Source organism: Pontixanthobacter luteolus (genome assembly GCF_947494915.1).
GTDB lineage: Bacteria > Pseudomonadota > Alphaproteobacteria > Sphingomonadales > Sphingomonadaceae > Pontixanthobacter > Pontixanthobacter luteolus.
In genome coordinates, this window is the sequence record NZ_CANLWR010000002.1 from 20609 (window position 1) to 46575 (window position 25967).

The window sequence follows — 25967 nt, forward strand, 5'->3', positions numbered from 1 at the left end:
AGCTAGCTGCGTTCCGGAGACGTGGGTGAGTGGTTGAAACCAGTTCCCTGCTAAGGAACCATAGGAGTAATCCTATCGAGGGTTCGAATCCCTCCGTCTCCGCCACTTCCCTTTCGTCTGCACGGCGAGCCTAGAAACTATGGCTCACCTTCACCCCGTAAGTGCGCGGGTCGGAGCGGAAGGTGTTGTATCCGATGAAACCATAGCCGGAGAGCGCGTAGTCCCTGCCGGTCAGGTTGCGGCCCCAAAACGTGATCGCAGTCCCGCTCCCAACAAACCGAAGCGACAATTGCGCCTGCGCCGTGAGAAAGCCGTTTTGCTTTCTGGTATCCAGCCCTTCCGCGTCCAGAAAATATGCGCTGCGGTATTTGCCATTGGCGCTGACATCCAGTTCAAGCGCCTGCGACAGGGTCGATCGATAGGAAGCACCCATAACCGCGGAAAATTCGGGCGCGAACGGCAGCGGGTTTCCATCGAACAAGGCAGCATTGCCGCCAATGGCGCTTTGCTGACGGATGCGGGTGCGGTTCCAGACGGCACCTGCATCAAGCTTCAGGCCATTGATCGGCCGCCATTTCACGTCAGCTTCGACCCCGTATGATTCTGCGCGGTCGAGATTGGACAGTGAATTGGAAACGATGGTCGATCCGTCCGGCAGCGGGAACTGGACGAAAATTCGCGCCTGCGGATTGTCGTAGTCCTGGTAAAAAGCCGCCAGCGAGTAAGCCAATACCGGCGAACCGGAACTCTTGTAGCCAAGTTCGTAAGCGGTCACCGTTTCTTGCCTGAACAGCCCTTCATCCGAATAATGCGCCGCATTGTTGGCGACCTCTCCGTTGAAACCGCCTGATTTGTAGCCATTGGATACCGAGGCATAGGCTTGCCCGTTCCCCGTGCGATAGCTCAGCGCGGCGTTTCCGCTGAGGCGTGTGTCCCTGATTCGGTTTGACCCGGCCGCCGGACCGGCACCGTCGCGGTTGTTAAGTGCCCGCACGCCGTCGGTGAACACGTGAAATCCCTGCCCTTCCCCCTGAATGTTCTCGGCAGTCAGCCGGGCTCCAAGGGTCAGAGAAAGCCTGCCGGTAAGGTCGATCTCGTTGAACGAGAACAACGCCAATGCGGTGCGTTCTTGCGCAATATCTGTGACCAGCGTCGACGGGGCGGCATCGCTGGCTGGATCGGGCCCTACACGGCCCGGTGCCCCGACATAGTTGCAGCTTCCGATCAATGTTTCAGCGTCCAGTTCGCCGCACCAGATCGTGTACCGCTGATCGAACTTCTCGTATGCCGCCGAACCGCCAAACATCACGCTGCCCCATGCCGTGCGGCGCAGCACCCGGGTTTCGTTGGACAGTTGGGTGAAATCGCGGTCGTAGGATAGGTTGGCATTCAGAGAGCCGATCCCGAACGGCGCCACCGTGCCATCGAAATCGAAGCCGTAATTCTGCCGGTAGCCCTCAAATGCGGTGAGCGAGAAAATCTCCCACCCCGCCAGGTCCGTTTCGAATTCAGCTGACACGCCGTAGAACGCATTCCGAGTATCCTGCACCCCGTCACCCGCGCTCGCGATCTGGTGTTGGCCAAGTTCCAGCGCATCGTTGCGCGGCGTGGGATTGATCCCGTTATCCGCCTCATAATGGGCGCGCAGGAGGAGGCTTGCACCGCCTCGGTCGAGCAATGCCGACAGGCGGAGCCCGAATTCGTCCCGCTCACCACCAGCTTCACTTGGCCCTGCGACATTGTTCAGAACCGGGCCGCGTTTGAGGTATTTCGCCGCCAGACGTGCAGAGAGACCGTCAGCCAATCCTCCGCCTATGGCAAGATTGGCATCGAACCGTTCGAAATTGCCGTAGCCAAGTTCGATAAATCCCTCTGTTTCTTCTGTGGGTCTGCGGCTGATCAGATTAATCGCACCGCCCGATGCATTTCGCCCGTAGAGAGAGCCTTGCGGCCCCTTCAGCACCTCCACCCGCTCAAGATCGTACAGCAGCGCTCCGGTCTGGACGTTTGTCGCCAGATAGACACCGTCGGAATACACGGCGGCTGCGGTCGGGGTCAGAGCCTGATGATCCACCGCACCGATACCGCGGATCTGGAAGGCCACTTGCGATCCGTTTGCCACGGCTGCCTCAACCCCCGGGAGCAGATCGGTGATGTCTTCCGCCCCGAGATAACCGATCGCTTTTCCAAGCTGCGCTGCATCGATCACCGCAATCGACATTGGCACAGCCTCGATGGGGGCGGCCTGCCGGGTCGCGGTAACGGTAATTGCAGCGTCCGATGCCGAGCCGGGCTCTTGTGCCGAAGCACTCGAAGACATGACGGCAATGCATGACGCACAGCCCGCAAAAGCGACAAAATTCATGATGATAGTCCGAAATTGATTGGATGGGGGTGCGCGCGAATAGCTTGCGCCTGACTGCCTGGTAAGCTTGCCAGACCATATTTGCTCAGTTTTTTGCAACACCTTGTGCTCGGAACTCTCTGTGAACACGCGTGCCGATGGTCTAGGCTCCTGCGGGAATCGCGCTATGGCGCGAGATGGAGATGGAAAGGCACTATCAATGGATCTGGATTTTAGCCCCGAAGACGAAACTTTTCGCGAGGAGGTCAGGACCTTCCTGAACGACAAGCTTCCTCCGCGTCTGGCGAACAAGGTTCGCACCGGACAGCGACTGTCGAAAGAAGACATGGAAGAATGGCACGCGATCCTGCACGAGCGTGGCTGGCTGGCCAATCACTGGCCCGAAGAATGGGGCGGCACCGGATGGAGCGTGATGCAGCGCTTCATCTTCGAACTGGAAACCGCGATCGCCCACGCTCCGCGCATCGTCCCGTTTGGCACTTCGATGCTGGCCCCGGTGCTGATCAAATACGGCAGCGAAGAGCAATGCCGCCATTACCTTCCGCGTATTCTGGACGGCACCGACTGGTGGTGTCAGGGTTATTCCGAACCGGGCGCAGGTTCCGACCTTGCCAGCCTTAAAACGCAGGCTGTGCGCGAAGGCGATCACTACATCGTCAACGGGCAGAAGACCTGGACCACGCTGGGTCAGCACGCCGACTGGATTTTCTGCCTCGTGCGGACCAGCAATGAAGGCAAACGTCAGGAAGGCATTTCTTTCCTGCTGATCGACATGAAAACACCGGGCATCGAAGTGCGTCCGATCAAGCTGCTGGACGGCGATGCAGAGGTGAACGAAGTGTTCTTCACCGATGTCAAAGTACCGGTCGAAAACCTGGTCGGCGAAGAGAACAAGGGCTGGACCTACGCGAAGTATCTGCTCACCTACGAGCGGACGAACATCGCAGGCGTTGGCGCATCGATCGCCATGTTCGAGCGTCTGAAAGAGGTAGCCAACACCACGTACCGCAATGGCAAGCCCTTGTCGGAAGACCCGCTGTACGCCGCGCGTCTCGCCAAGCTTGAAATCGATCTCGAGAATATGAAGACGACCAATCTTCGCGTGCTCGATGCCGCTGGCGCAGGTCATGCCCCGGTCGCAGAAAGTTCCATGCTGAAAATTCGCGGGACTGAAATCAGGCAGGAAATGAACGACCTGATGCGGCGCGCTGCCGGTCGCTATGCCCAGCCATTCATCGATGAAGCGCTGGACGAAGGCTATAATGGCGAACCCGTCGGCCCTGAATGGGCGGCCCCGGTTGCCGGCCAATATTTCAACAATCGCAAGCTCTCGATCTTCGGCGGTTCGAACGAGGTGCAGCGCGAAATCATCACCAAAGCGGTACTGGAGCTTTAATTCATGGATTTCTCAATTGGTGAAGACCGGCAGATGCTGGTCGATTCGCTTTCCCGTTATTTCGCCGACAAAGCGGATTGGAAAGTTCGTGAAGCTGCGATTGCGAGCGAGGCTGGGTTCGACCGCGATGTCTGGAACGGAATGGCTGAACTGGGCGTGCTTGGCGCATTGTTCGGCGAAGATGCCGGCGGCTTCGGCGGATCACCCTTCGACATTGGTGTGGTATTCAAGGAAGCCGGACGAGCGCTCTCGACCGGGCCGTTTCTGGCAACATTGATGGCCGGCAAGGTGCTTGAGGCTGCAGGCGACGCCGACACGCTGGAAGGCGTGATCAGCGGCGAGAAGATCCTGACCTTTGCAAACGATCCAGCAGTCAGCGCCGATGGGCGTCCGGTCGATGCGACAACGGCTGCCAAGTCAGGCGATGGCTGGGCGCTGACCGGTCAGAAGGGTGTTGTCGACTATCTCGGCAGCGCCGATCTGATCGTTGTCACAGCAGAGATGGATGGCAGCACGGCCAGCTTCCTTGTCGAACGCGGCGCAAGCGGCGCCAGCACCCGCGATTACCCGCTGATCGATGGCGGTTCGGCAGGTGAACTGACTCTCTCGAACACACCGGCAAAGCTGATCAGCGACGATGCCGGCGCAATCGATGCAGCAATCGCCGCTGGTCTCGTCGCGACAAGCTGGGAAGCTGTTGGCGTGATGGAGGTGCTGCGTGACAGCACTCTCGATTACCTCAAGACGCGCAAGCAGTTCGGCATCCCAATCGGCAAGTTCCAGGCCCTGCAGCACCGGATGGCAACGCTGGCGCTGGAAATTGAACAGGCATGGTCCGCCGCGATCAATGCTGCTGCCTATTTCGACAAGGATACGGCGACACGTGACCGCTATTGCTCTGCGGCAAAATTCTCCATCGGTCAGGTTGGCCGCCTGGCTGCCGAAGAAGCAATCCAGATGCACGGCGGCATCGGTATGACCTGGGAATTGCCGCTGTCACATTATGCGAAACGCATGACCATGCTGGGCCATGTTCTGGGCGATGACGACCTGCATCTGAGCCGGTTTATCGAACTGAGCAAAGCTGCCTGAAAAATCTGAACTGACGTAAAAAAGGCCGCGCGGGACAAATCCTGCGCGGCCTTTTTCATTGCTGGTTTGACGAGCCAGGCAATTAGCACTTCTTGTCTTTGTCTTTCTTGCGGAACAGATTGCCAATTCCGCAGCCGATCTTCTTGCCCGCGCGCTTGGCGTTATCGGTGTGGTGTTTTGCCCGGTCCTTGGCCACTGCGGTTACATTCTTGACCTTGTCGTCACCGGCCAGAGCATTCGCGTAACGGTCTCTAGTGTCCGAAACGCGATCAACCTTGACGCCCGTCGCATTCTGCAATCCGGCACGGGCCGTGCGGTCAGCCTGATCCATCTTGCCCGCAAACTGGCTGATCTTCTCGCCTTTCTCCTGCCCATAGGCCTTCAGGTTTTCTTTCAGCTTGCCCTTGGTGGTCAGCGTTTCGCCAATTTTGCGGAAGTTCTCCTTGTGATGGTCCATCCGCTGCTTCGCGACATCGCCCAAGGTGACATCCTTGTCGAAGATCGCGGCCCCGTACTGGAAAGTCGTGCTGACCGGATCCTGAAGCTCGGCGCCGGTCAGCGCCTTCACGCTTTCAGTGCCAGCGATTTCGGCGACGACTATCACCGCCCCGACACCGGTCCCGGCAAGCGCGGCCCTGCCGCCCTTGCCAATCTTGGCGGCTGTCGCAGCAGTCTTTGCGGTTTTTGCCATTTTTGCAGTCTTGGCTGCTTTGGCCATTTTCGCCGCATCACCTGCTGTTGAGGCTGCTTTCAAACCACCTGCACCGCGGGCGACCTGCGCAGTCCGGCCTGCCTTGTTGATCTTCGAAATGTCGCCGCCCTTGTCGGCGATATTGCGCATCAACTGACCTTCATTGACCAGCTTCCCTCCCCGGACGACTTGCGCTGCATCGCCTTTGGCAACCAGCTTGGCAACATCCGCTTTGGCTCCTTTAGGGCTCAGCAATTGCCGCGCGAAGGTATCGCCGCCGCTGGCTGCTTTGGCCGCGTTCTGCGCAGACCTGCGTGTGCCCTTGGCAATGTCGGCGCGGCGGCCGAGTTCGGCCAGCTCATCAGCAGATCCGGCAATCTTTGCCGATCGCGCGCCCTTTGCCAGGTCGCCGCGGCGGGTAAGATCGGCAAGTTCATCCGCCGAACCTGCCACGCGGGCGGAAGCGGTGCCGGGCCCCTTGACCTGATCGCGGAACCGCACTCTCATATTGCTCTTGGGTTTCTTTGCGACCGCCGCATTCTGGCGGACCGCCTTGCTGACATCGCCCCTGCGGCCAAGATCTGCCAGCTCGTCCGCCGAACCCGCAACCTTTGCAGCCCGCGCATTCTGCGCCGCTTCACCACGGACGAGCAGCTTATTCAGATCGGTGTTCGCCACATTCGCAGGCCGGGCAGCCTTGGTGGCGGCCTTCCGCGAACTGGATGCTTTTTGCACATCGAGAAGGCTGCTCGGCTTCTTGGCCAGCTTCCTTGCCTGCGCATCATTGGAGTTCCGCGCCAGTTCGCGCTCGGTAAATTTCTCCAGCGACTTTTTCGCGAGGTTGTTTCGCCCTTCGGCGATCGCCTCAACCGAGGATTCGGCCATCTGGCTTGCGGCATAACCGGAAACCACGCCGCCAATCACAATCGCGCCTGCGGCTGCCCCGTCGATCTCGGATCCGTCATCCGAATTGGCAGCGTCAGCCTGTGCAGTCTGATCTTGTGCCTGCGCAGGCGTTGCAACTGCGGCCAGCGTCAATACCGACGCGCCAATTGCAAGTTTCCAGTCCCGTGCCATCATAATCTTCACTCCCATCTATGATCTGACCGATTTGGCCAGTCCGGCGGTGTTCCGTGAATTCTGTTTAGGCTTGGAGGGGTCTGTCCAGAATGGGGGCAATACCCCAAAAGCGGCTAGCTGTTGTTCATGCCTTCGAAAGAATTAGCCGCGCAGCCGTGCCGTGGCCGGGCGAAGATTCCAGTTCGAAAGTAAAGCCGTGGCGATGTGCCAGTTCATGCACGATCGCCAGACCGAGACCGTCCCCATCGGATTCGGTTCCCTTTGTGCCCCTTGTCTGGACCGCAGAGAGCGTGGCTTCATCCATGCCCTGACCGTCATCGCGCACGGTAATTACACAGCCATCCTGATGCTCGACAGTCAGTGTGATCGTGCTCGCCTGTGCATGACGCAGGGCGTTGGCAACCAGATTGCTGGTCGCACGGATCAGCGCCAGCGCCGGAATGTCTGTTTGGCAATCGGTGGAGGCCGCTGTGAAGGCTATGCCAGCCGCCTGCGCTTCGCTGCCGAACATGTCGCCGACCGCCCTGACGATCAGGTCCAGAGAATAGGCTTCATCAGGCTTCATCGGCGCTGCAACCGAGTCCTCACGGTCGCTGTATTCATTCGTTAGATGTTCGAGATAGTCGATTGCCTCGCCCAGCCGGGCCTGCAACCCGGTCGACAGGCTGCCAGACTCGTTGTTGAGTGCTGAACGTAGTCCCAAGAGAGGCTGACGGATGTCATGGCTGGCTGCGGCCAGTTGATGCTTGCGCCGCGTGGCGGCCTCTCGCGCGCGGGAATAACTGCGCTCCATATCCAGCAGGCGCTGATTGGTTTCGGCCTGTGTTCTCATTGCCGCCAGCTTTTCATTCGCCAGCCGCACGCGCTCTGCACTGCTGCGCCGAACGTCGACCAGAACGACGATCAACATTGCGAAGCCTGCGGTGAGACGGATCGCATCCCGGATATATTCGACCGTCAAATCGGGCAGCGTCCGGCCTAGATAATAGGGTTCAACCAGGATCGCTGCCGCCACACAAAGCAGCAGCAGGATCATCGTCAAACGCCGCAAATTCGGATCGATATCCAGCTTCATTCCGATTGTGACAGCATGGAGAATGAGTGCGATGTAAACGGCCCAGATTATGTCGGTCGTCGCATCCGAATTGATTGCAATCCAGATCAGCGGCAGCGGCAACAGGATCGCGATAACGCCAAGCCACGGATACTTTCGCAAGCTTAGCGTCTCCTGACAGGCGAACAGGAACACGTAATAAAGGTAGAAAATCAGCGACACGGTCATGATTTCCCACACCATCCGTCCGGTCTGCGGTGTGCTCGCAAACGCAGTCGAATAAAGCGAAGTATCAACCTGGATCATCACAAAGCCGAAACCGATCGCAACAAAGAAACTGAGCCAGCGGCGCGTAAGTATCGAGATGACGGCAAGCACGATCCCGATCACCAGCAGGGTCAGGGTAAAACTGGCCTTGATCAAGGTGGCGATGATCTGCCTGCTGCCAAGCTCGCCTTCCCGGAAAACGCCAAGCGTCGGGCGGTCATTAAGATGAGTGTTTATCAGTGCAATGCGTGTCGCGCCGGGCGAAAGGTCGAAGCTTTGTGTGCGGATATAGGTGAAATAGCGCGGCACCAGCGGCTGCCCCTCCCCCGCCTTGGTTCCCAGTATCTCGGTCGGCGTCACCCCGTCTCCGGCAAGGTAGACTCGGGGGTAGTCGACGAAAATTCCCCCGAGGCCCAGAACCCTGCGAATATCGCCCTGCCCGTCTCCTGCCGTGTTCTTCAACGCGATTGCCATCCACAGGTCACGTTCGAGCAATGATGCGCCGCTCTCGCTTGGCACCTCCTTGCTGAAGTCGCCCGCATCCAACGCGGCAAGCGCCTGCGCTGCATTCATCGGCGTGCCTGACGGAGCCAGCAGATATACGGCATCGCGGTCGATCCGCTCCACCGATTGCCCGGGCACAACTGCGACCACACCGGGCATGTCCGAGGCAGCAACCTGCCCCGCACTGAACGCCGCAACGTTCAAAACTGCCAATAGCCGCAGCGCCAGCAAGAGGTATCTTCTGGTCATCGGGAAGTTATGCTACCCCCCCAATCAAACAGGGACAATCATCATGAGCTTTGGCAGGCCACATCGCGCGATTATCGCGGACGACCATGCGATTGTTCGCAGCGCCCTGTCTGCCACTTTGAGCGATCCGGACGCTATGGATGGCCAGACCATCGAAATCTGCGAAGAGGTCGAAAACGGGATCGAGGCGATCAGGGCCGTGCGCCAGCATCGTCCCGAATTGCTCATGCTTGACGTGACGATGCCTCATGCGGGCGGCACCGAAGTTCTGCTGGAGGCGCGCCGCTGGTCGCCTGAAACGAAAGTCGTCATTCTGACAGGTGTCGAAGCCAGCGGGAAAATTGCAGAACTGGTTGCGACCGGGGCTGACGGTATCTTCTGCAAATCCGACGATCTGGGCGAAATGACCCGCGCAGTACCGCGCATTCTGGAAGGTGCGCGCGTGGTGTGCAGCCGGTTTGCAAAGCTGCTGGAAACCGCAAGCGAGGCGGAACCGCTGACCACCCGCGAGAGGCAGGTTCTCAACCAGGTGGTTGCCGGCCGGACAAATCGCGAAATTGGCGAAACTTTAGGCATCAGCATCAAGACAGTCGACAGGCATCGGACCAGCGTGATGGGCAAAACCGGGGCGCATTCCGCCGCTGAACTGATCGCCTTTGCCCTGCGCGAAGGGCTGATTGATCCAAACAGCAGCCAATAGACGCCGCCAGCCAATCCGCCGGGAATTTCGCTCCCCACAGCGCGTACCCTATTCAAGATCTTCGACGGAGACCCAGCCGAGGACACCGTACGGATCGCGCACGGGCAGAAAAATACCCTCCAGCCCGCCGATTACGGTCAATTCGTTACCGGGGCGGATTGCCCGGACTTCCTCGGCTGTCCGATCCGGTTCGAGATATAACGCAGAGGGTGCCGCGACCCTTACAACTACCGGTTCGGGATCGGGGTTGACCTCGATGATCTCGTCGGCGGCTTCAGCGAATTCCTCAACTGGCGGCGGCTCTTCGATCTGCCCGACACCCATCGCGCGCGCCTGCGACACGAGATTGTTAAATGCCATGACGAAGCCGTGCACCATTTCCCGGCCGTCTTCTTTCTTCGTATAATGCAGGCCGTTTGTCGCCGCCTCCACGCCGGTCATCCAGTAGCCTTCGGGCAGGCGCGCCATCGCGTCGTCATCATCATCGTGGAATTTCAGTTTTGTCTGCTGCACCAGCCCGGTGCCGGCGGCAATGGGCTGGCCATCCAGCGTGCTGGAAAGAGTTAGTCCGGTGACCACGGTCTTCTTCTTCCCGATGCCAACCATTCCGGCGAGGCCGTTCATCACTGCGCCCGCAAGCGGAATCATACCCGCAACATCGCCTACGGTGCCCAGCCCTGCACCGCGGCCGCTGTTCTGTGCGATGGCGGCGGCAGTCGCCATCCGGTCTGAGTTAAGGCTGGTCGCTGTTGCAACTTCCACCTGGTCCCCCGCTACGATCGAGAGCAGGAAATCGGCTCTTTCCCCGGTCGAAGGATCGAAACCAGAAAAACAGCCTGACTGCTGGGCCAATGCGGTAATCAGCGCCTTGGGGCTGCCCAGCTTCTTGTCCACCCAGCTGCGCGCATCACCTTCTATGATCGCCGCCGAGCCAATGGGTTCATCGCATTTTACCAGTTGCACCGGACGGTGCTTTGATCCGGCCTGCGCGGGTGCAGAGACGATCAGCGCTGCGCAGCCAGCGAACACCGCCAAAAGAATGCGCGACTGCATTATTCAACTGACCATTGCTGATGCGGTGCCATGTTGCATTCCCATAGCTGAACCACCCCGCCATTATTGCTGGCCCCTGCTGCATCGGCATCGAGACATTTCATAGTCGCATTGTGCCGGATAGCCGTACCGACCAGCGGGACACGCACCACCGTCCATAGCTGCGCACTGTTCCCGTCGCATCCAAACGCCTGCACAGCTGCGCCGTCGCCTGACCCGACAGCTTCCAGACACATACCGCTGGCAGTGAGGATCAGCCCGTCATCTTCCAGATACAGGAAACGCTGGTTGGCACCGCCGAGGCAGTTCCAGACCTGGACCTTGCCGCCCTGCTTCGTGGCATCCGGGCCATGCAGATCGAGACACTTGCCCGCGCCATTTTGGATCGGACCAGTGATGCTGATGTCCAGATCAAGCGGTTCAGGGCGCTGGGGTTCCACTGTCAGGCCGGGGGGCGGGCCTGGCAGCGGAACTGGCTGAGGTCCAGGCTGGATGGCCGGAGGGGGCAATGGGCCCGGCAATTCCGGCGCCGGATTATACTGGCCCGCACGAAGTTCCTCGAACGCGGCCGGATAAGCCAGCTCAATAGGAGAGAGCGTGAATTTGGGGTCAAGCAGCCCGTTCCCGCCGCTTGCAACGATGATGCCGTCTTCACGTACGGTCCATTGCATGGTGCGTTTCAGCAACGCATCGTAGGCAGAAAAGCTGCTGGGACCGGTCTGGCGTAAATCGGTGCTAGTCACCATGCCGCGCTCCACCGTCCACAAAAACATGTGGTTCCATTCTTCCATGGCTATCACGTGACCGTTTTCGATCAGAACCTGCCGATTGAGTTCCTGCAACCTCCACACCCCGTCGATCGGCAGCGGAGCCATCGGGGAAATTTCCTCGAAGGTCCTCAGATCTGCGGGCACCTGCGCGGCTGCCGGCGCAGCGACGAGAAAGGAAATAAACAGCGCCGCCAACGCCAAGCGCGTCTGCAGTAACACGGCACGAAATGCTGAAATCATCGAATCACCCCTCAAAACCATGCCAGATTGATGGCGGTTTAAGGGGCGGGATGACATGGGGTGGATGCCCCAATTGGAAGGGGCAGGCAGGGGCGGCAATCCGGTACTTTTGCCGAACCCGATCCTACTAAGCGCTGGCCTCTTCGATACCGGGGACCATTAGCGTGCGCCCGCCGCCATACTCCTCGCGAATGACAATCAGACCCAGACTTTCGAGATGATCGAGCAGCCGCCGGATGCGGCCCGGTGAACTGGTTCCGTAGGCAGCGGCAAGCTCATCCTGATCGGGGGCAGTCCGCCCCTCAAGCGCCGAACGGATGATCACCAGATAGGGCGCCAGGATATCGCTTTCGACATTTGCGGCCATGCCCAGCGCGGTTTCGCGGTGGCGCTCTTCCAGCCGCTCTAGCCCGGCAATGGCGATCGAGAACCGGCGGCGAAACTGTTCCATGTCGATGCCCGACGCAAACGCACCGGCGGCGCGGCACTGCATCTGGAACGATTGGAACAGCTGGGATGATGACTGGAACGGACTGGACGGGTCCGATGCCATTTTCGCGAGAACCTCTGCGGCAATATTCTGCTGGCTCGGACCTTTGGTTCCGGGCATTTCTGCGGGTTCTGACGGGGCCGGTTCGTCGAGGATTTCCATGTTCCGCGAAATCGGTTCCGGCGGAGGCGGAGGCAGTGGCCGCTCCACAGCAGGCGCAGCCGCTTCCTCCAACTCGGCGTGAAGCAGCGCCTCCATTTCGTCCGGCTTGGCGGTCGGCAACGGCATCAACCCGCTGCTGTTGGATTTTGCTCCGGTGCGGGTGGATCCCACCCGGATCGACAACGGACGGCGGGTGATCGCAGGCCCCAGACCCAGAAAGCTGCCCCGTTCCAGATCGCGGATCTGCTCGGCCTGCCGCCGCTCCATCCCTAGCAAGTCTGCGGCGCGGATCATGTCGATGTCCAGGAATGTACGCCCCATAAGGAAATTGGACGCCTCTGCCGCGACATTCTTGGCCAGCTTCGCCAGCCGCTGCGTTGCCACGATGCCTGCCAGACCGCGTTTGCGCCCTCGGCACATCAGGTTTGTCATCGCGTTCAGCGACAGCCTGCGCGTCTCTTCACTGATTTCGCCTGATACGGCTGGCGCGAACATTTGCGCTTCGTCGACCACGACCAGCGCCGGGAACCAGTGTTCGCGCGGGGCATCAAACAGCGCCGCGATGAACTGGGCAGCACACCGTATCTGCTGTTCGACATCGAGCCCTTCGAGAGCCAGAACAACCGAGGCACGGTGTTCGCGGACGCGGCGTGCCAGCGCCTCGATCTCGCCCACCGAATGCGCCGAGCCGTCGATCACGATATGCGGGAACAGGTCCGCCAGCGACGTGAAGTCACCTTCCGGATCGATGATCACCTGCTGCACCATGTCGGCGCTTTCTTCCAGTAGCCGCCGCAGCAAATGCGATTTGCCCGAGCCGCTATTGCCCTGCACCAACAAACGGGTGGCAAGCAGCTCTTCCATGTCGATGCGAATCGGTTTGCCGGTGCGGTCTTCGCCGATAATGATTTCGGTGTTCACACTGGCTGGATAGCGTGCGCAGCATCAACGCCCAAGGCGTGCGCGCCAGCTTTCCCCACTCCGTTTCACGAGAAAGTCGTTTCCATTGAAACCGGAATTTGCAAAAGGCGGTGGATGGACCGCGCCCAGATAGTTCACGAGAATTTCCTTCGCCGTGTAGCCGCAGGCGATCTTCCGCAAGGCCATGCGCCTTCGGGACCGCTAAGCCCCGAGCTTGCCGTATCGATCTACCGGTCAGGTTGCCTGACCCGCGCGCTGGACCGCACTAGCCGGGCGATGCAGGGCAAGGGCCAAGGCTTCTACACAATCGGATCGTCCGGGCATGAAGGGATGGCCGCGATTGCCGCGGCGCTGCGCCCGACCGACATGGCATTCCTGCATTACCGCGACGCTGCATTCCAGATCCAGCGCGCCGAACAGGTGCCGGGTCAGACGATCACCTGGGATATGCTGCTGAGCTTTGCGTGTTCCAGCGAAGACCCGATTTCCGGCGGCCGTCACAAGGTGCTGGGATCAAAGGCGCTGACGATTCCGCCGCAAACATCGACCATCGCCAGCCATCTGCCCAAGGCGGTCGGCGCGGCGTATTCGATCAGCCTCGCAAAACGGCAGCCGCCCGAACACAAGCAATTGCCCGACGATGCGATCGTAATGTGCAGTTTCGGCGATGCATCTGCTAACCATTCGACCGCACAAGGCGCGATCAACACGGCAAGCTGGACTGCGTATCAGAACATTCCGATGCCGCTGCTGTGGGTCTGCGAAGACAATGGCATCGGCATTTCCACCAAGACACCGACAGGCTGGATCGCGGCCAATTTCAGCACCCGCCCGGGATTGAAATATTTCAGCTGCGACGGTCTGGATATCTACGAAACATTCCGCGTCGCGCAGGAAGCGGCGGAATATGTTCGAAAACGCCGCAAACCGGCTTTCCTCCATATCCGCACCATCCGGCTGTACGGTCACGCCGGGGCAGATGTGCCGACAACCTATATGGCCAAGGCAGAGGTCGAGGCTGAAGAGGCAAATGATCCGCTGCTGCATGCGGTCAGGCTGCTGGAAACGGCGGGCGCGCTTTCACCCTCACAGGCGCTCGATATCTACAACAGGACAGGCGAACGGGTGGACCGGATCGCACAAGAGGCGTGTTCGCGCCCCCGGCTGGACAATGCCCGCGATGTAATGGCCAGCCTGATCCCGCCAAAACGTGAATGCGCGCCCTCCAACGGGCCGACGGCGGAAGAACGCGCCGCTGCCTTTGGCGGCGACATGAAACAGATGGATCAGCCACAGATCATGTCGCGCTTGATCAACTGGACACTGACCGACCTGATGCTCGAACACCGCGAGATCGCGATGATGGGCGAGGATATCGGGCGTAAGGGCGGCGTTTACGGGGTGACGCAGAAACTCGCCAACCGGTTTGGACGGGCGCGTGTGATCGATACCTTGCTGGATGAACAATCCATCCTCGGCCTTGGTCTGGGAATGGCGCAAAACGGATTCCTGCCGATCCCGGAAATCCAGTTCCTCGCCTATTACCACAATGCGGAAGACCAAATCCGCGGCGAAGGCGCGACCCTGCCGTTTTTCTCCAATGGCCAATACACCAATCCGATGGTGCTGCGGATTGCGGGCCTTGGCTACCAGAAGGGTTTTGGCGGACATTTTCATAACGATAACAGCTTCGCCGCGATACGCGATGTGCCGGGCGTGATCCTGGCCTGTCCCTCAAACGGTGCCAACGCGGCGCTGATGCTGCGCGAGGCCGTAAGGTTGGCACGCGAAGAGCAGCGGCTCGTGATCTTCCTCGAACCGATCGCGCTGTATCCGATGCGCGACCTGCACGAGCAGGGTGACGGTTTGTGGATGCAGCGATATCCAGACCCGTCACAGCGCCTCGAATTCGGTCAGGTGTCGGTCCACGGACACGGGACTGACCTGGCTATCGTGACTTTCGGCAACGGCACATACCTTTCGCGGCAGGCGCAGGCGAAGCTCGCCGAGGGCGGGATCGATGCGCGGGTGATCGACCTGAACTGGCTGTCCCCATTACCCGAGGAATCCCTGCTCGAAGCGGCCGCGGGCTGCGCCAATGTTCTGATCGTGGACGAGACACGCAGAACCGGAGGGCTTGCGGAGGCATTGATGGCCCTGTTCACTGAAAGATCGGACGTCCCCCACGCGCGGCTGGTGGCAGAAGACAGCTTCATCCCAACCGGTCCGGCCTACGCCGTGACGATGCCATCGACAGACAGCATAATCGCCGCCGCCCGCAGCCTTGTGGGAGAGACACGGTGACCAATCCGCGCAAGACCGCTGTCGTCATCTGTCCTGGCAGAGGGACCTATAACAAGACCGAGCTTGGTTATCTTGCCGCGCATTTTCCCGATCAGGGGCTGCTTCAGGAATTCGACGAGCAGCGCTCGGCAATGGGGCAGGACACCCTGTCCGCCCTTGATGGGGCCGACAGGTTCAGCCTTGCGCGCCACACACGCGGTGACAATGCATCGGGCCTGATCTTTGCCGCCACTGTGGGCGATTTTCTGTCGCTCGACCGTGACGCGGTCGACATCGTTGCAGTGACCGGCAATTCGATGGGCTGGTATTCTGCGCTCGCCTGCGCCGGTGCCACCAGCCCGGAAAGCGGCTTCACCGTCGCCAACACCATGGGCACCCTGATGCAGGAAGCACTGATCGGCGGACAGTTGGTATATCCGTTCCTGGGCGACGGTTGGGAACCTGATCACACACGGCGAGAGTACCTGCTTGATATCGTTTCGGATATTGACAGCAGGCCAGAGCATATCCTCCTGCCTTCGATCCATCTTGGCGGTATGCTGGTGCTGGCGGGCAATGAAGCCGGCCTCAAGGCATTCGAGAACACGGTCGAGCCGATAGACGGCCGCTTCCCCATGCGGTTAGGCAACCATGCGGCGTTCCATACGCCCATGCAGGAACCGGTGGCTGCGAAAGGGCGCCAGCAGCTTGGACTTGATCTCTTCCGTCAGCCGGAACTGCCGATGATCGATGGACGCGGCGCGATCTGGTGGCCGCAAGCCAGCGATGTGGCGGCACTGCGCGAATACACACTGGGGCATCAGGTCACCCAGACGTATGATTTCACCCGCGCCATCGGGACCGCTGCCCGTGAATTTGCCCCTGATCTGTTCATCGTCACTGGCCCCGGCACCACACTGGGCGGAGCGGTCGCCCAATCGTTGATTCTGTCCGGATGGAAGGGAATGGGTAGCAAGGCCGACTTCAAGGCGGTGCAGGAGAGCGAACCGCTGCTCGTGTCAATGGGCCTGAAAGACCAGCGTTCTCTGGTGGTTTAACCGCCGGGCCAAGCTCCGTCCGACGCCAATATCAGTACTCATTCGCAACCTGACTCGCATTTCCTCTTCGGCTGTGCTTATCTGCGGTCAGGAGAGACAAAGATGCTGGCAACACCACCCGATTTCGATGTTCTGATTGTAGGTGCCGGAATTTCCGGCATTGGCATGGCAGCCCATATGGAAATGCACTGCCCCACCCGCTCCTATGCGATCGTGGAGATGCGTGAAAACCTTGGCGGCACGTGGGATCTGTTCAAATACCCCGGCATCCGTTCGGACAGCGACATGCATACCCTGGGTTTCGTATTCGAACCGTGGAAGCATGAAAAAAGCATCGCTGATGCGCCGTCGATCATGGATTACCTCAACACCATCGTCGACGAACGCGGCATCCGCGAACATATCCGCTATCAGCAGAGGGTCATCGCAGCTGATTGGCGCGGGGACGAGGCGCGCTGGCACGTGACCATCCAGATGCCCGACGGCGAACACAAGCGGATGACCGCGAATTTCGTCTATCTCGGATCCGGATATTACGACTACGACGAGCCTTATGATCCGGGCTTCGATTTCGGCGAATTCAAAGGTCAGGTGATCCACCCGCAATTCTGGCCGGAAGACCTCGATTACGCCGGCAAGAAGATCGTCGTAATCGGTTCGGGCGCGACGGCGGTTACGATCGTCCCGTCGATGGCCGACAAGGCCGCGCATGTTACGATGCTGCAGCGCACGCCAACCTGGATGTTCTCGCGCCCGGCGAAAGACGCGCTGGCAAACTTCCTTCGCAAGATTCTGCCCGAAGAAATGGCGTACAAGATCACGCGCTGGAAAAACATCAAGATGCAGGACTTCTCCTTCAAGATGGCTCGTAACAAGCCGGAGAAAGTGAAGCAGGGACTTCACAAGCGCATCCTCAAATCGATGGGCAAGGATTACGATCTTTCTAATTTCACCCCGCCCTACGATCCGTGGGATCAACGCCTGTGCCTAGTACCCGATGATGACCTGTTCGAGGCGATGAAGTCGGGCAAGGCCAGCGTCGTAACCGGTCGGATTGCCAAATTCGTCGAAGGCGGCGTGGAGCTGGAAAGCGGCGAGAAGCTGGATGCCGACATCATCGTCACCGCGACTGGCCTGAAACTGGCCGTGGCAGGCAAGATCGCTGTGACCCAGGAAGGCGTTCCGGTCGATTTCAGCGAGCGGTTCTATTACAAGGGCTGCATGTTCTCGAACCTGCCCAACCTCGCGGTTGTGTTCGGTTACCTCAACGCCAGCTGGACGCTGCGGGCAGACATCAATTCCGATTTCGTCTGCCGCGTGCTCAACGAAATGGAGCGCAAGGGCAGCGACATCGCCGTGCCTGTGCTGCCACAGGATCACGGATTGGAAGAGGACGACATTTTCGACTTTTCATCCGGCTACATTCAGCGCGGCAAGCATATCATGCCGAAAAATGCCGTGTCCTATCCATGGCGTCTGAACCAGGAATATATCGCCGACCGCAAGATCATGATGACAGAACCTGTCGATGATGGACTGCTGTCATTCCGCAAGGCTGGTGCAAATGCGCAATTGCCAGGTGAGCAGCTTGAGGCCGCAGAATAGGCAAACGCCGCTTCACCTTGCGGTCGCAATCGCCTAACCCGCTTGCATGAGCGAAAAAATCTATACGGCAGGTCTCGTTATCATTGGTGACGAAATCCTGTCTGGCCGCACCCATGACAAGAACATTGCGCAAGTTGCCAGCTGGCTACAGGTGCAGGGTATCCGGCTTGACGAAGTGCGCGTGGTTGCGGATGTGCAGGAACGCATCGTCGAAGCGGTGAACGCACTTCGTGCCCGCAATGATTACCTGTTCACAACCGGCGGGATCGGCCCCACGCATGACGATATCACTGTCGATGCAATTGCCGCTGCACTTGGTGTCGATGTTGTAATTCATCCAACCGCTCGGGCAATCCTGGAAAAATACTACGCCGACAAAGGCGGCCTGACAGAAGGCCGATTGCGGATGGCGCGCGTGCCAGATGGGGCAGAATTGATCCCCAATCAGAAATCCGGGGCGCCCGGCATCAAGATCGACAATCTCTATCTGATGGCTGGGGTCCCGCACATCACCGCAGGTATGCTGGATGCGCTAACCGGCACGCTGGAAGGCGGCGCGCAGCTGCTGACAGAGACTGTTGGCGGCTGGATTCCAGAGAGTGAGGTTTCGGACCTGTTGCGGGAAACAGAGCAAGCGCACGAAAATTGCCAGATCGGCAGCTATCCATTCTTCCGCGAAGGCAAGGTCGGATCGAATTTCGTGGTCCGCTCAACCGATGCGGACGATCTGAAGAGCTGCGTCGATACACTTTGCGATGGCTTGAGTGTGGCCGGTTTCGACTTCACCCCCGGCGGCATCTGATCGCAGGCCTTCTGCCCCGGGGGCTGAATACGCTGTTTTAACCTGTCGCGGCTAAGGTCGGTGGCATGACGGCGGTCTACATCACGATCGACACCGAATATTCTGCTGGCTTTGCCAAGGCAGAGGGCGTCCACCTGCGCGAAGAAAATTTTGCCCGGTCCATTGCCTGCGACACGCCGGCGGGATCGGTGGGAACAACCTACCAGATGGACGTATTCGATGCTCACGGGCTCAGAGGCGTGTTCTTCGTCGACCCGATGCCAGCCCTGATCTGGGGAGTCGAATCGATTACCGACATCGTCGAGCCAATCCTCATGCGCGGCCATGATGTGCAGTTGCATGTCCATACCGAATGGCTGGAACTTGCAGGAGACGCAAACCCGATTGGCAGCCGGACCGGCGACAATATCGCCGATTTCGAATTTGAAGACCAACTCGCTATCCTCGATTACGCGAGAGACGTTTTGGTGGCAGCGGGCGCCCCGCCGCCTACCGCCTTCAGAGCCGGTAATTACGGGGCCAATGATGTAACCCTCCGGGCGCTTAGCGAATTGGGAATCGGCTACGATACCAGCCATCCACCGGGTATACCGGACGGCGCTTGCGAGATCTCGCTTTCAAGCAATGACAGGCAGCCGCTGGAGCATGAAGGCGTGATCGCTGTTCCGATCGGATGTGTCGCAAATTTCGGCCAGGACTACCGCCATGCGCAGATCACCGCGCTTTCCGCCTGGGAGCTGCTCGCTGCAATTCGGCATGCAAAAGCCAATGGATTTCCGTCTTTCACTGTCGTTTCACACAGTTTCGAATTGCTGAGCCGGGACAGGTCGCAGATCAATCATATTGTCCAGAAACGGTTTGAACGGTTCTGTGCCGGGTTGTCGGCGATGCCCGGCGTCTATTCTGCGACATTCACAGGAACGCCGCCGCAACCTGCGACGACCATTGATCCGGGCGCCATCCTGCCACTGAGCGAAGTGCGCTCCGGCTTGCGCCTGGCAGAACAGGCACTAGCCAACCTGATGTACGGGACGAATTGATGAGCGGTGCTGTCCCTGTAAAATTCGTCGCTGGCTCCAAGGTTCTCTTCTCGGTCCCGAAAACGCTCCAAACCGTGTCGATGTCCCTGCCCGAAGCTGTGAGCGGTGCCGTCCTGAATTTGCCGGAACTCTCCGCAGGAGACGATGGCTACCGCATTTTGTCGGCGCCCGCGGGCAGTGTGGCGGGCCTGCTCGCACAGCATCCGGAGATGATGATTGGCGGGGCGCAGGAGTACCGCCGGCACTATATCGACATGGCCGGAACCTTTGATGACTATATGGCCCGGTTCTCAGGAAAGACGCGTTCGACCCTGCGCCGCAAATATCGAAAGCTGCTGAAAGATATCGGCAGTACAGCCGAATTCCGCGAATTCCGCACACCTGCCGAGATGGATGAGTTTCGCGATTTGGCGCTGCCCCTCTCGCGCCGCACCTATCAGGCCAAATCGCTCGATGCGGGGTTGCCGGAAGATGAAGCATCGCATGCCGAGCGGCGCCGCCTCGCGCAGAGCGGCAATGTTCGCGCTTACCTGCTGTGTGCCGATGGAGAGCCGGTCAGCTACCTCTACCTGCCCATAGATCAGCAAACGATCAGCTACGCTTTTCTCGGCTATGATCCCGCATATTCACGGCTGTCGCCAGGCACCGTTCTCCAACTGGAAGCACTCGAGCGTCTGTTTGCGGAGCAACGCTATCGCTATTTCGATTTCACCGAAGGCGAAGGCGCGCACAAGGCGATGTTCGGCACCGACAGCGTCGAATGTTGCAGTTTCCTGTTCCTGAAACGCGATACATCCAACCGCTTGCTGCTCGGCTCGCTTGCCGCATTCGACAGCAGCGTCGCCGCCGCACGGACGCTGGCCGAGAAAACCGGTGCGTTGGCCGCTGCGCGCCGCGCCCTTAGAGCCTGACGACCCCAGCCTCAGACACCACAATCCACCCGGGCCGGCTGACAAAGAAAAAGGGCCGGAGGATTTCTCCCCCGGCCCCAATTTCAGTTCCTACCGAATGGAAAGCGCGAATTATGCGCCTTCGATTTCAGCGAGATCGATCTTCAGGCCCGGGCCCATCGAAGAGGTCAGCGAGACCTTCTTGACGTATTTGCCCTTCGAACCCGACGGCTTCGCTTTCACGATTGCCTGAGTGAGCGATTCGAAGTTCTTCTTCAGGTCGGCATCGTTGAACGACATCTTGCCGATGCCGCTGTGGATGATGCCCATCTTCTCGACGCGGAATTCAACCTGGCCGCCCTTGGCGTCCTTGACTGCCTGTTCCACGTTCGGCGTGACAGTGCCCAGCTTGGGGTTAGGCATCAGGCCCTTAGGACCCAGAACCTTACCAAGACGGCCAACAACGCCCATCATGTCAGGGGTTGCGATCACGCGATCGTAATCGAGATTGCCGGCCTGCATGTCTTCCATCAGGTCTTCAGCGCCAACCTTGTCGGCACCGGCAGCGGTGGCTTTTTCTGCGTTGTCGCCGCGTGCGAACACAGCAACCTTCACGTCCTTGCCCGTGCCTGCTGGCAGGGAAACCATGCCGCGGACCATCTGGTCTGCGTGGCGCGGATCGACACCGAGGTTGATGGCGATCTCGACGGTTTCGTCGAACTTCTTGCTGGCGTGCTCGCGCAGCGTAGCGATTGCTTCGTCTACGCCGTAGATCTTTTCGCGATCCATTTCAGCGCGAACTTTTTGCGTTTTGGTCAGTTTAGCCATTGGATCAGCCCTCCACCACTTCGAGGCCCATCGAACGCACGGAGCCTTCGATGATTTTCATTGCCTGATCGATATCGTTTGCGTTGAGATCAGCCATTTTGGCTTCTGCGATCTCTTTAACCTGGCTCCGCTTGATCGAACCGGCGACAACCTTGCCCGGCTCGCTCGAGCCCGACTTCAGCTTGGCAGCTTTCTTGATGTAGTAGCTGGCAGGCGGCGTCTTGGTGATAAAACTGAACGAACGGTCCGCATAAACGGTGATGATCGTCGGGATCGGTGCACTCTTTTCAAGGTCCTGCGTGGCAGCGTTGAACGCCTTGCAGAATTCCATGATGTTTACGCCGCGCTGACCCAGCGCAGGGCCGATCGGCGGTGATGGGTTCGCAGTGCCTGCTGGCACCTGCAGCTTGATATAGCCGTCAATTTTCTTGGCCACGATGGCCTCCTTTCACACTATCGCCCCGGCATCACGGAATACCGCAAATGCCGAAGTTCATGTTAAGCGGTCGAGCAGCGAGTACGCCCGCCTCCCGCATGGTTTTTCCAAAGCTGTTGCTTGGGAAGCGCGCAGATAGCGGATTACGGCTCAAATGCAAGGTTTGTTGGCAAGTGCGCGCGACAAAATCGCCGCCCTTGGCTTGCACTTACCGCCCATTAACGTAATCACAGGCAAAAGTGACAGGAATTCGGTGCGTTAGGCCGTGTAGGGGGGAATATTCATGCAGATTGTCATTCGAGTGCGCGAGCTGGTTTCCAACAATGTTTCTTCGATGGTCGCATCCGCTTCGAGCCCTGCAAAGATGCTGCGTCACTTGCGCCGCGAAATCGAAGAGGCGGACATTGCCCTGCACGGTGAGATCAGCAAGCTCGAACGCCAGCAGGGACGCACGGAAGGTGCCTCCGCCAAGGCGCAGTCCGATGCCAAAGACTGGTCGGACAAGGCGAAGATCGCCATGGACCACGGGCGGGAAGATCTGGCCCGTTCAGCATTGCTCGCCCGTGAGGACTGCAAGATCAACGCCGAGCAGCACAAGGCCGACGCCGAAAGCCTTGGTGCGAAGATTGACGAGGCACGCGAAGCGCTCCAGCAGCTTGCCGGAAAACTGGCTGAAACCGATGAAAAGCTGCGCGAAGTCGGGGCCGCAACTGAAACGGCACCGTCTGCCAAGCAGGGTGCCGGCAGCGACGGCCAGAACGACAAACGCCTGGACCGAATTTCTGAACTGGAACGCCGTGTAGCACTGGCCAATGACCAGCAAGGCGGAAGCTCGCCTTCACACACTCAGATCGAGCAGGAAATCGCCGCCATGCAGCGAGAAACCTCGATCGATGCCGAGCTGGAAAAGCTGCGCAAATCAGCCAAACCAGCCGCCAAAAAGCGCAAGGCTGGATAAGCTCCTAGTAAAAAACAAAGGGTCCGCGCCTCAGCAGACGTTCCAGACATCAACGGTCCGGGAACGAGCTATCCGCTCGCACTCTGCCGGCGCGGCACTGGTGCGCCATTTGCCCGAGACAAACGGCGACTGGATCTGATTTTTATTGGTAAGTCCCCGAGGGGAGCAGCTTACTTGACCAGTTCGACCTGTTCGAATTCCAGCTCGACCGGCGTTGCACGGCCAAAGATGGACACCGAAACCTTGACCTTCGCCTTGTCGAAATCGAGCTCTTCGACCACGCCGTTGAAGCTCGCGAACGGACCGTCGAGAACTTTGACCTGATCGCCGATTTCGTAATCGACCTGGATTTGCTTCTTCGGGGCCAGCTTCGCTTCTTCCACGCCGCCAAAATACCGTGCAGCTTCCTTTTCGGAAATCGCCTGCGGCTTGTTGCCCGAACCAAGGAAACCGGTGACTTTCGGCGTGTTCTTCACAAGGTGATAGATGTCGTCGGTCATGTTCAGCTTTGCCAGAACGTAGCCGGGCATGAACTTGCGTTCGACCTGAACCTTCTTGCCGCGCTTCACTTCGGTCACGGTTTCTGTCGGAACTTCGACTTCCTCGACGCCCTCGGAAAGGCCAAGACGCTCTGCCTCGGCAATGATCGCGTCGCGAACCTTGTTCTCGAAACCCGAATAAGCGTGGATGATGTACCAGCGAGCCATCTGCAATCCCTGTAAGATAAACTTTTAATGTGCCGCCCGCCATGCGGGCCGCGTTACGGTCAGGCCAGCGAAAGCAGCCAGTTCACGATCGAGCCGAATACCGAATCGACGCCGAGGAAGAACATCGACAGGATCACCATCATGATACCCACGAAAATCGCGGTCGTGATCGTTTCCTGACGTGTTGGCCACACGACTTTCTTGGTTTCGTTCTGTACCTGTCGGAGGAATTCCGCCGGTGAAGTCCTGCTGCTTTTCTCGGCCATAATATCCAGCTCTCGCTGCCCGTGTTAAATTTCGTCTCTTCCGGGATGGGGTCATCGCCGCCCCGATTCAAGATCGGGAGGGGCTTTTATAACTCCGATGTCGGAAGAGAAAATCCATCTAGGCCCGCAAGCCAGTAAAAGCAAGGCGGTGATTGCGGCCTCATTTGCGCTGGCCTTGACCCGCGCATCACTCTAGCGTGCGCGCCAGCAATTTCCGCATGAGGGGGAGCCAAATAATGGCCGCAAATGCAACCGGGTCGACCAGTCTGATCGACCAAGTAACAAACGTTTCCGATTTCATCTGGGGCGGCACGTGGAATGGGGAGCCGCTGCCGTGGCTTTCCATTGGCGACCAGCCGGTCCCGCCCATGACCCTGATCCTGCTGGGCATTGGCATGTGGATCATGATCGGTCTGAAATTCTATCCAATCCGCAAACTGGGCAGTGCATTTGCCGGGCTGTTCAAGAGCCGCAAAGGCGAAGGCGCCGGTGAGATTTCGCCATTTGCCGCGCTTTCCACCGCACTTTCAGGTCAGGTCGGCACAGGCAACCTTGCCGGTGTCGCAACAGCTATCGCGCTCGGCGGACCGGGTGCGATTTTCTGGATGTGGGTTACCGCGTTGATCGGCATGGCACTGGCCTTTGCAGAAGGTTCGCTGGCCATCCGTTATCGCGAAAAAACATCGGACGGCGTCTATCGCGGCGGCCCGATGACTTACATCATGCTGGGCCTGGGCAAGAAATGGACCTGGCTCGCCATCGTGTTCTGTATCGGCACCCTGTTCTCTGCACTCGTGACCGGCAACTCGATCCAGGCCAACGCAATTGCCGACGGCATGAGCGAATTGTTCGGGATTGAGGAATGGATCGGCGGCGCAGTTACTGCGATCCTCGTGTTCATCGTCATTATCGGCGGCATCAAATCCATCGGCAGCGTGGCTGAGAAGATCATCCCGTTCATGGCCGGTGCCTACATCGTGATGGCGATTATCGCGCTGATCCTGAATTTCGGTGATCTGCCCGAAACCTTCGCCCTGATTTTCGACGGAGCGTTTAACCCGCAGGCCGCCACGGGCGGATTTGCTGGGGCAGCGATCATGTTGGCGATCCGGGCCGGTGTTGCACGCGGGCTGTTTTCCAACGAAGCGGGGCAGGGTTCCACCCCGATCGCGCACGCTGTGGCGCAGACGAGCGACCCTGAACAGCAGGGCCGGATGGCAATGCTCGGCACGTTCATTGATACCATCGTGATCTGCACCATGACGGCGCTGGTAATGCTGACGGTCGAAGGCAACTTTACCGCCGGCGATCAGGTCGTGCGCCATGCATGGAATTCCGATCTGCAAGGCTTTGCCATGACCAGCGGTGCCTTCGCTGCGGCCTTCCCGTTCGAAATCTTCAATGTGCCAATCGGCACCTTGATCGCTTCGATTGCATTGATCCTGTTCGTGTTCACCACGCTTCTGACATGGAGCTATTACGGGGAACGGGCGATCACCTTCATCTATGACCGGGTGCCCGGTTCGACCCGTGCGGGCGAGAAGGTCCTCCACATGATCTGGCGCGTGCTGTGGTGTGTGGTGATCTATCTCGGCTCCACACTGGATCTGACGCTCGTCTGGCGCATGGGCGACATTTCCAACGCCGCGATGGCGCTGCCTAACTTGCTGGCACTGGCGCTGTTGTCGGGCGTGGTCTTCAAACTGGCGCAAGGCGACCGCAAAGCCGGACCCGATCATCACGTCGACACGCCGGAAGAGCCGAACGAATACTGACCGGTTCACTGCCAACGCCGTTCCAAACGGCAAAACAAAAGGGCCGGTCATCGCGACCGGCCCTTTTCGTTTTACGGACCCAGCGGGCCCGCGGTCTGATTCGCAAGGCCCGTCAGCGCATGCCGAACAACCGCGCGAGAAAGCCCGGCTCTTCCATCGGAAGAATTCTGCCATGCTTCATCATACGCTGCGAAGGATCGCTGTAGGCACGCGGCTGGACCCAGTTGTCAGGGCGGCTGCTGCGATAGGTCAAGTTTGACATAATCGTTTCTCCAACTTCAATCC

At 59.1% G+C, this 25967-nt stretch carries 22 protein-coding genes and 1 tRNA gene; 12 read left to right on the forward strand and 11 right to left on the reverse strand.

Translation table 11 applies throughout. The features are described 5' to 3' along the window. Positions 1–15 precede the first annotated feature (15 nt). Positions 16–105, forward strand: a tRNA-Ser gene (locus PO778_RS08990). 25 nt (positions 106–130) lie between these two features. Here the strand turns inward: PO778_RS08990 and PO778_RS08995 are convergent. Continuing rightward, complete coding sequence (locus PO778_RS08995) at positions 131–2320, reverse strand: TonB-dependent receptor (RefSeq protein ID WP_271439382.1); 2190 nt, start codon at positions 2318–2320, stop codon at positions 131–133. 244 nt (positions 2321–2564) lie between these two features. Here PO778_RS08995 and PO778_RS09000 point away from each other — a divergent pair, with 244 nt between their 5' ends. Continuing rightward, positions 2565–3761, forward strand: a complete 1197-nt coding sequence (locus PO778_RS09000) for an acyl-CoA dehydrogenase family protein (RefSeq protein WP_271439383.1) — start codon at positions 2565–2567, stop codon at positions 3759–3761. Between the two features lie 3 nt (positions 3762–3764). After that, a complete protein-coding gene (locus PO778_RS09005; protein WP_160731611.1) occupies positions 3765–4853 on the forward strand; it encodes an acyl-CoA dehydrogenase family protein in 1089 nt (362 codons plus the stop codon). An 82-nt stretch (positions 4854–4935) separates the two neighbouring features. On the opposite strand, the gene PO778_RS09010 is transcribed toward PO778_RS09005, so the two are convergent. Together PO778_RS09010 and PO778_RS09015 are read right to left on the reverse strand one after the other, a co-directional pair. Beyond that, the gene (locus tag PO778_RS09010; RefSeq protein WP_271439384.1) at positions 4936–6639 is read right to left on the reverse strand and encodes a hypothetical protein; all 1704 of its coding nucleotides are present in this window, start codon (positions 6637–6639) and stop codon (positions 4936–4938) included. Between the two features lie 109 nt (positions 6640–6748). Beyond that, complete coding sequence (locus PO778_RS09015) at positions 6749–8698, reverse strand: sensor histidine kinase (protein ID WP_271439385.1); 1950 nt, start codon at positions 8696–8698, stop codon at positions 6749–6751. Between the two features lie 43 nt (positions 8699–8741). On the opposite strand from PO778_RS09015, the gene PO778_RS09020 reads away from it, so the two are divergent. Continuing rightward, the gene (locus PO778_RS09020) at positions 8742–9398 is read left to right on the forward strand and encodes a LuxR C-terminal-related transcriptional regulator (RefSeq protein WP_271439386.1); all 657 of its coding nucleotides are present in this window, start codon (positions 8742–8744) and stop codon (positions 9396–9398) included. A 48-nt stretch (positions 9399–9446) separates the two neighbouring features. On the opposite strand, the gene PO778_RS09025 is transcribed toward PO778_RS09020, so the two are convergent. The 3 genes from PO778_RS09025 to PO778_RS09035 all read right to left on the reverse strand — a co-directional run bounded on the left by PO778_RS09025 (position 9447) and on the right by PO778_RS09035 (position 13034). Then, positions 9447–10451: an SH3 domain-containing protein gene (locus PO778_RS09025; protein WP_271439387.1), complete on the reverse strand. Its 1005-nt coding sequence runs from the start codon at positions 10449–10451 to the stop codon at positions 9447–9449. Next, entirely contained in the window at positions 10451–11461 is a 1011-nt protein-coding gene (locus tag PO778_RS09030; protein ID WP_160731606.1) for an RICIN domain-containing protein, read from the reverse strand. The genes PO778_RS09025 and PO778_RS09030 overlap by 1 nt, the downstream gene beginning before the upstream one ends. Before the next feature lie 127 nt (positions 11462–11588). Next, the gene (locus tag PO778_RS09035) at positions 11589–13034 is read right to left on the reverse strand and encodes a helicase HerA domain-containing protein (RefSeq protein ID WP_271439388.1); all 1446 of its coding nucleotides are present in this window, start codon (positions 13032–13034) and stop codon (positions 11589–11591) included. Positions 13035–13148: 114 nt separating this feature from the next. Between PO778_RS09035 and PO778_RS09040 the strand changes: the two genes are divergently transcribed. The 6 genes from PO778_RS09040 to PO778_RS09065 all read left to right on the forward strand — a co-directional run bounded on the left by PO778_RS09040 (position 13149) and on the right by PO778_RS09065 (position 20733). Next, complete coding sequence (locus PO778_RS09040; protein ID WP_271439389.1) at positions 13149–15338, forward strand: thiamine pyrophosphate-dependent enzyme; 2190 nt, start codon at positions 13149–13151, stop codon at positions 15336–15338. Next, positions 15335–16375: an ACP S-malonyltransferase gene (locus PO778_RS09045; RefSeq protein WP_271439390.1), complete on the forward strand. Its 1041-nt coding sequence runs from the start codon at positions 15335–15337 to the stop codon at positions 16373–16375. Before PO778_RS09040 ends, PO778_RS09045 begins: the two co-directional genes overlap by 4 nt. Before the next feature lie 102 nt (positions 16376–16477). After that, entirely contained in the window at positions 16478–17980 is a 1503-nt protein-coding gene (locus tag PO778_RS09050; protein WP_271439391.1) for a flavin-containing monooxygenase, read from the forward strand. A 46-nt stretch (positions 17981–18026) separates the two neighbouring features. Further along, positions 18027–18782, forward strand: a complete 756-nt coding sequence (locus PO778_RS09055; RefSeq protein WP_160731601.1) for a competence/damage-inducible protein A — start codon at positions 18027–18029, stop codon at positions 18780–18782. A 65-nt stretch (positions 18783–18847) separates the two neighbouring features. Continuing rightward, the gene (locus PO778_RS09060) at positions 18848–19822 is read left to right on the forward strand and encodes a polysaccharide deacetylase family protein (protein ID WP_271439392.1); all 975 of its coding nucleotides are present in this window, start codon (positions 18848–18850) and stop codon (positions 19820–19822) included. After that, positions 19822–20733, forward strand: coding sequence for a GNAT family N-acetyltransferase (locus PO778_RS09065; RefSeq protein ID WP_271439393.1), 912 nt, complete (start codon positions 19822–19824; stop codon positions 20731–20733). Before PO778_RS09060 ends, PO778_RS09065 begins: the two co-directional genes overlap by 1 nt. A 111-nt stretch (positions 20734–20844) precedes the next feature. On the opposite strand, the gene rplA is transcribed toward PO778_RS09065, so the two are convergent. Next, positions 20845–21540: a 50S ribosomal protein L1 gene (gene rplA / locus PO778_RS09070; protein ID WP_160731598.1), complete on the reverse strand. Its 696-nt coding sequence runs from the start codon at positions 21538–21540 to the stop codon at positions 20845–20847. 4 nt (positions 21541–21544) lie between these two features. Further along, positions 21545–21976, reverse strand: a complete 432-nt coding sequence (gene rplK, locus PO778_RS09075; protein WP_271439394.1) for a 50S ribosomal protein L11 — start codon at positions 21974–21976, stop codon at positions 21545–21547. 283 nt (positions 21977–22259) lie between these two features. Here rplK and PO778_RS09080 point away from each other — a divergent pair, with 283 nt between their 5' ends. After that, positions 22260–22934 carry a PspA/IM30 family protein gene (locus tag PO778_RS09080; RefSeq protein ID WP_271439395.1) on the forward strand — a complete coding sequence of 225 codons (675 nt, stop codon included), beginning with the start codon at positions 22260–22262 and terminating at the stop codon, positions 22932–22934. Between the two features lie 170 nt (positions 22935–23104). Here PO778_RS09080 and nusG read toward each other — a convergent pair whose 3' ends face one another. Together nusG and secE are read right to left on the reverse strand one after the other, a co-directional pair. Next, a complete protein-coding gene (gene nusG, locus PO778_RS09085) occupies positions 23105–23641 on the reverse strand; it encodes a transcription termination/antitermination protein NusG (RefSeq protein ID WP_160731595.1) in 537 nt (178 codons plus the stop codon). A gap of 59 nt (positions 23642–23700) precedes the next feature. Beyond that, complete coding sequence (secE, locus tag PO778_RS09090; RefSeq protein WP_160731594.1) at positions 23701–23907, reverse strand: preprotein translocase subunit SecE; 207 nt, start codon at positions 23905–23907, stop codon at positions 23701–23703. A gap of 236 nt (positions 23908–24143) precedes the next feature. Between secE and PO778_RS09095 the strand changes: the two genes are divergently transcribed. After that, positions 24144–25682 (forward strand): alanine/glycine:cation symporter family protein, encoded by a 1539-nt coding sequence (locus PO778_RS09095; protein WP_271439396.1) that lies wholly within the window; start codon positions 24144–24146, stop codon positions 25680–25682. Positions 25683–25794: 112 nt separating this feature from the next. Here PO778_RS09095 and PO778_RS09100 read toward each other — a convergent pair whose 3' ends face one another. After that, positions 25795–25944 (reverse strand): hypothetical protein, encoded by a 150-nt coding sequence (locus tag PO778_RS09100; protein WP_202391715.1) that lies wholly within the window; start codon positions 25942–25944, stop codon positions 25795–25797. Between the last annotated feature and the right edge of the window lie 23 nt (positions 25945–25967).

Excerpts from the sequence above, each read along its gene's own strand:
- PO778_RS08995 (WP_271439382.1), bottom strand. The coding sequence starts at position 2,320 with ATGTCTTCGAGTGCTTCGGCACAAGAGCCCGGCTCGGCATCGGACGCT.
- PO778_RS09000 (WP_271439383.1), top strand. The coding sequence starts at position 2,565 with ATGGATCTGGATTTTAGCCCCGAAGACGAAACTTTTCGCGAGGAGGTC.
- PO778_RS09005 (WP_160731611.1), top strand. The coding sequence starts at position 3,765 with ATGGATTTCTCAATTGGTGAAGACCGGCAGATGCTGGTCGATTCGCTT.
- PO778_RS09010 (WP_271439384.1), bottom strand. The coding sequence starts at position 6,639 with ATGGGAGTGAAGATTATGATGGCACGGGACTGGAAACTTGCAATTGGC.
- PO778_RS09015 (WP_271439385.1), bottom strand. The coding sequence starts at position 8,698 with ATGACCAGAAGATACCTCTTGCTGGCGCTGCGGCTATTGGCAGTTTTG.
- PO778_RS09020 (WP_271439386.1), top strand. The coding sequence starts at position 8,742 with ATGAGCTTTGGCAGGCCACATCGCGCGATTATCGCGGACGACCATGCG.
- PO778_RS09025 (WP_271439387.1), bottom strand. The coding sequence starts at position 10,451 with ATGCAGTCGCGCATTCTTTTGGCGGTGTTCGCTGGCTGCGCAGCGCTG.
- PO778_RS09030 (WP_160731606.1), bottom strand. The coding sequence starts at position 11,461 with ATGATTTCAGCATTTCGTGCCGTGTTACTGCAGACGCGCTTGGCGTTG.
- PO778_RS09040 (WP_271439389.1), top strand. The coding sequence starts at position 13,149 with ATGGACCGCGCCCAGATAGTTCACGAGAATTTCCTTCGCCGTGTAGCC.
- PO778_RS09050 (WP_271439391.1), top strand. The coding sequence starts at position 16,478 with ATGCTGGCAACACCACCCGATTTCGATGTTCTGATTGTAGGTGCCGGA.
- PO778_RS09055 (WP_160731601.1), top strand. The coding sequence starts at position 18,027 with ATGAGCGAAAAAATCTATACGGCAGGTCTCGTTATCATTGGTGACGAA.
- PO778_RS09060 (WP_271439392.1), top strand. The coding sequence starts at position 18,848 with ATGACGGCGGTCTACATCACGATCGACACCGAATATTCTGCTGGCTTT.
- PO778_RS09065 (WP_271439393.1), top strand. The coding sequence starts at position 19,822 with ATGAGCGGTGCTGTCCCTGTAAAATTCGTCGCTGGCTCCAAGGTTCTC.
- rplA (WP_160731598.1), bottom strand. The coding sequence starts at position 21,540 with ATGGCTAAACTGACCAAAACGCAAAAAGTTCGCGCTGAAATGGATCGC.
- PO778_RS09080 (WP_271439395.1), top strand. The coding sequence starts at position 22,260 with ATGCAGATTGTCATTCGAGTGCGCGAGCTGGTTTCCAACAATGTTTCT.
- nusG (WP_160731595.1), bottom strand. The coding sequence starts at position 23,641 with ATGGCTCGCTGGTACATCATCCACGCTTATTCGGGTTTCGAGAACAAG.
- secE (WP_160731594.1), bottom strand. The coding sequence starts at position 23,907 with ATGGCCGAGAAAAGCAGCAGGACTTCACCGGCGGAATTCCTCCGACAG.
- PO778_RS09095 (WP_271439396.1), top strand. The coding sequence starts at position 24,144 with ATGGCCGCAAATGCAACCGGGTCGACCAGTCTGATCGACCAAGTAACA.
- PO778_RS09100 (WP_202391715.1), bottom strand. The coding sequence starts at position 25,944 with ATGTCAAACTTGACCTATCGCAGCAGCCGCCCTGACAACTGGGTCCAG.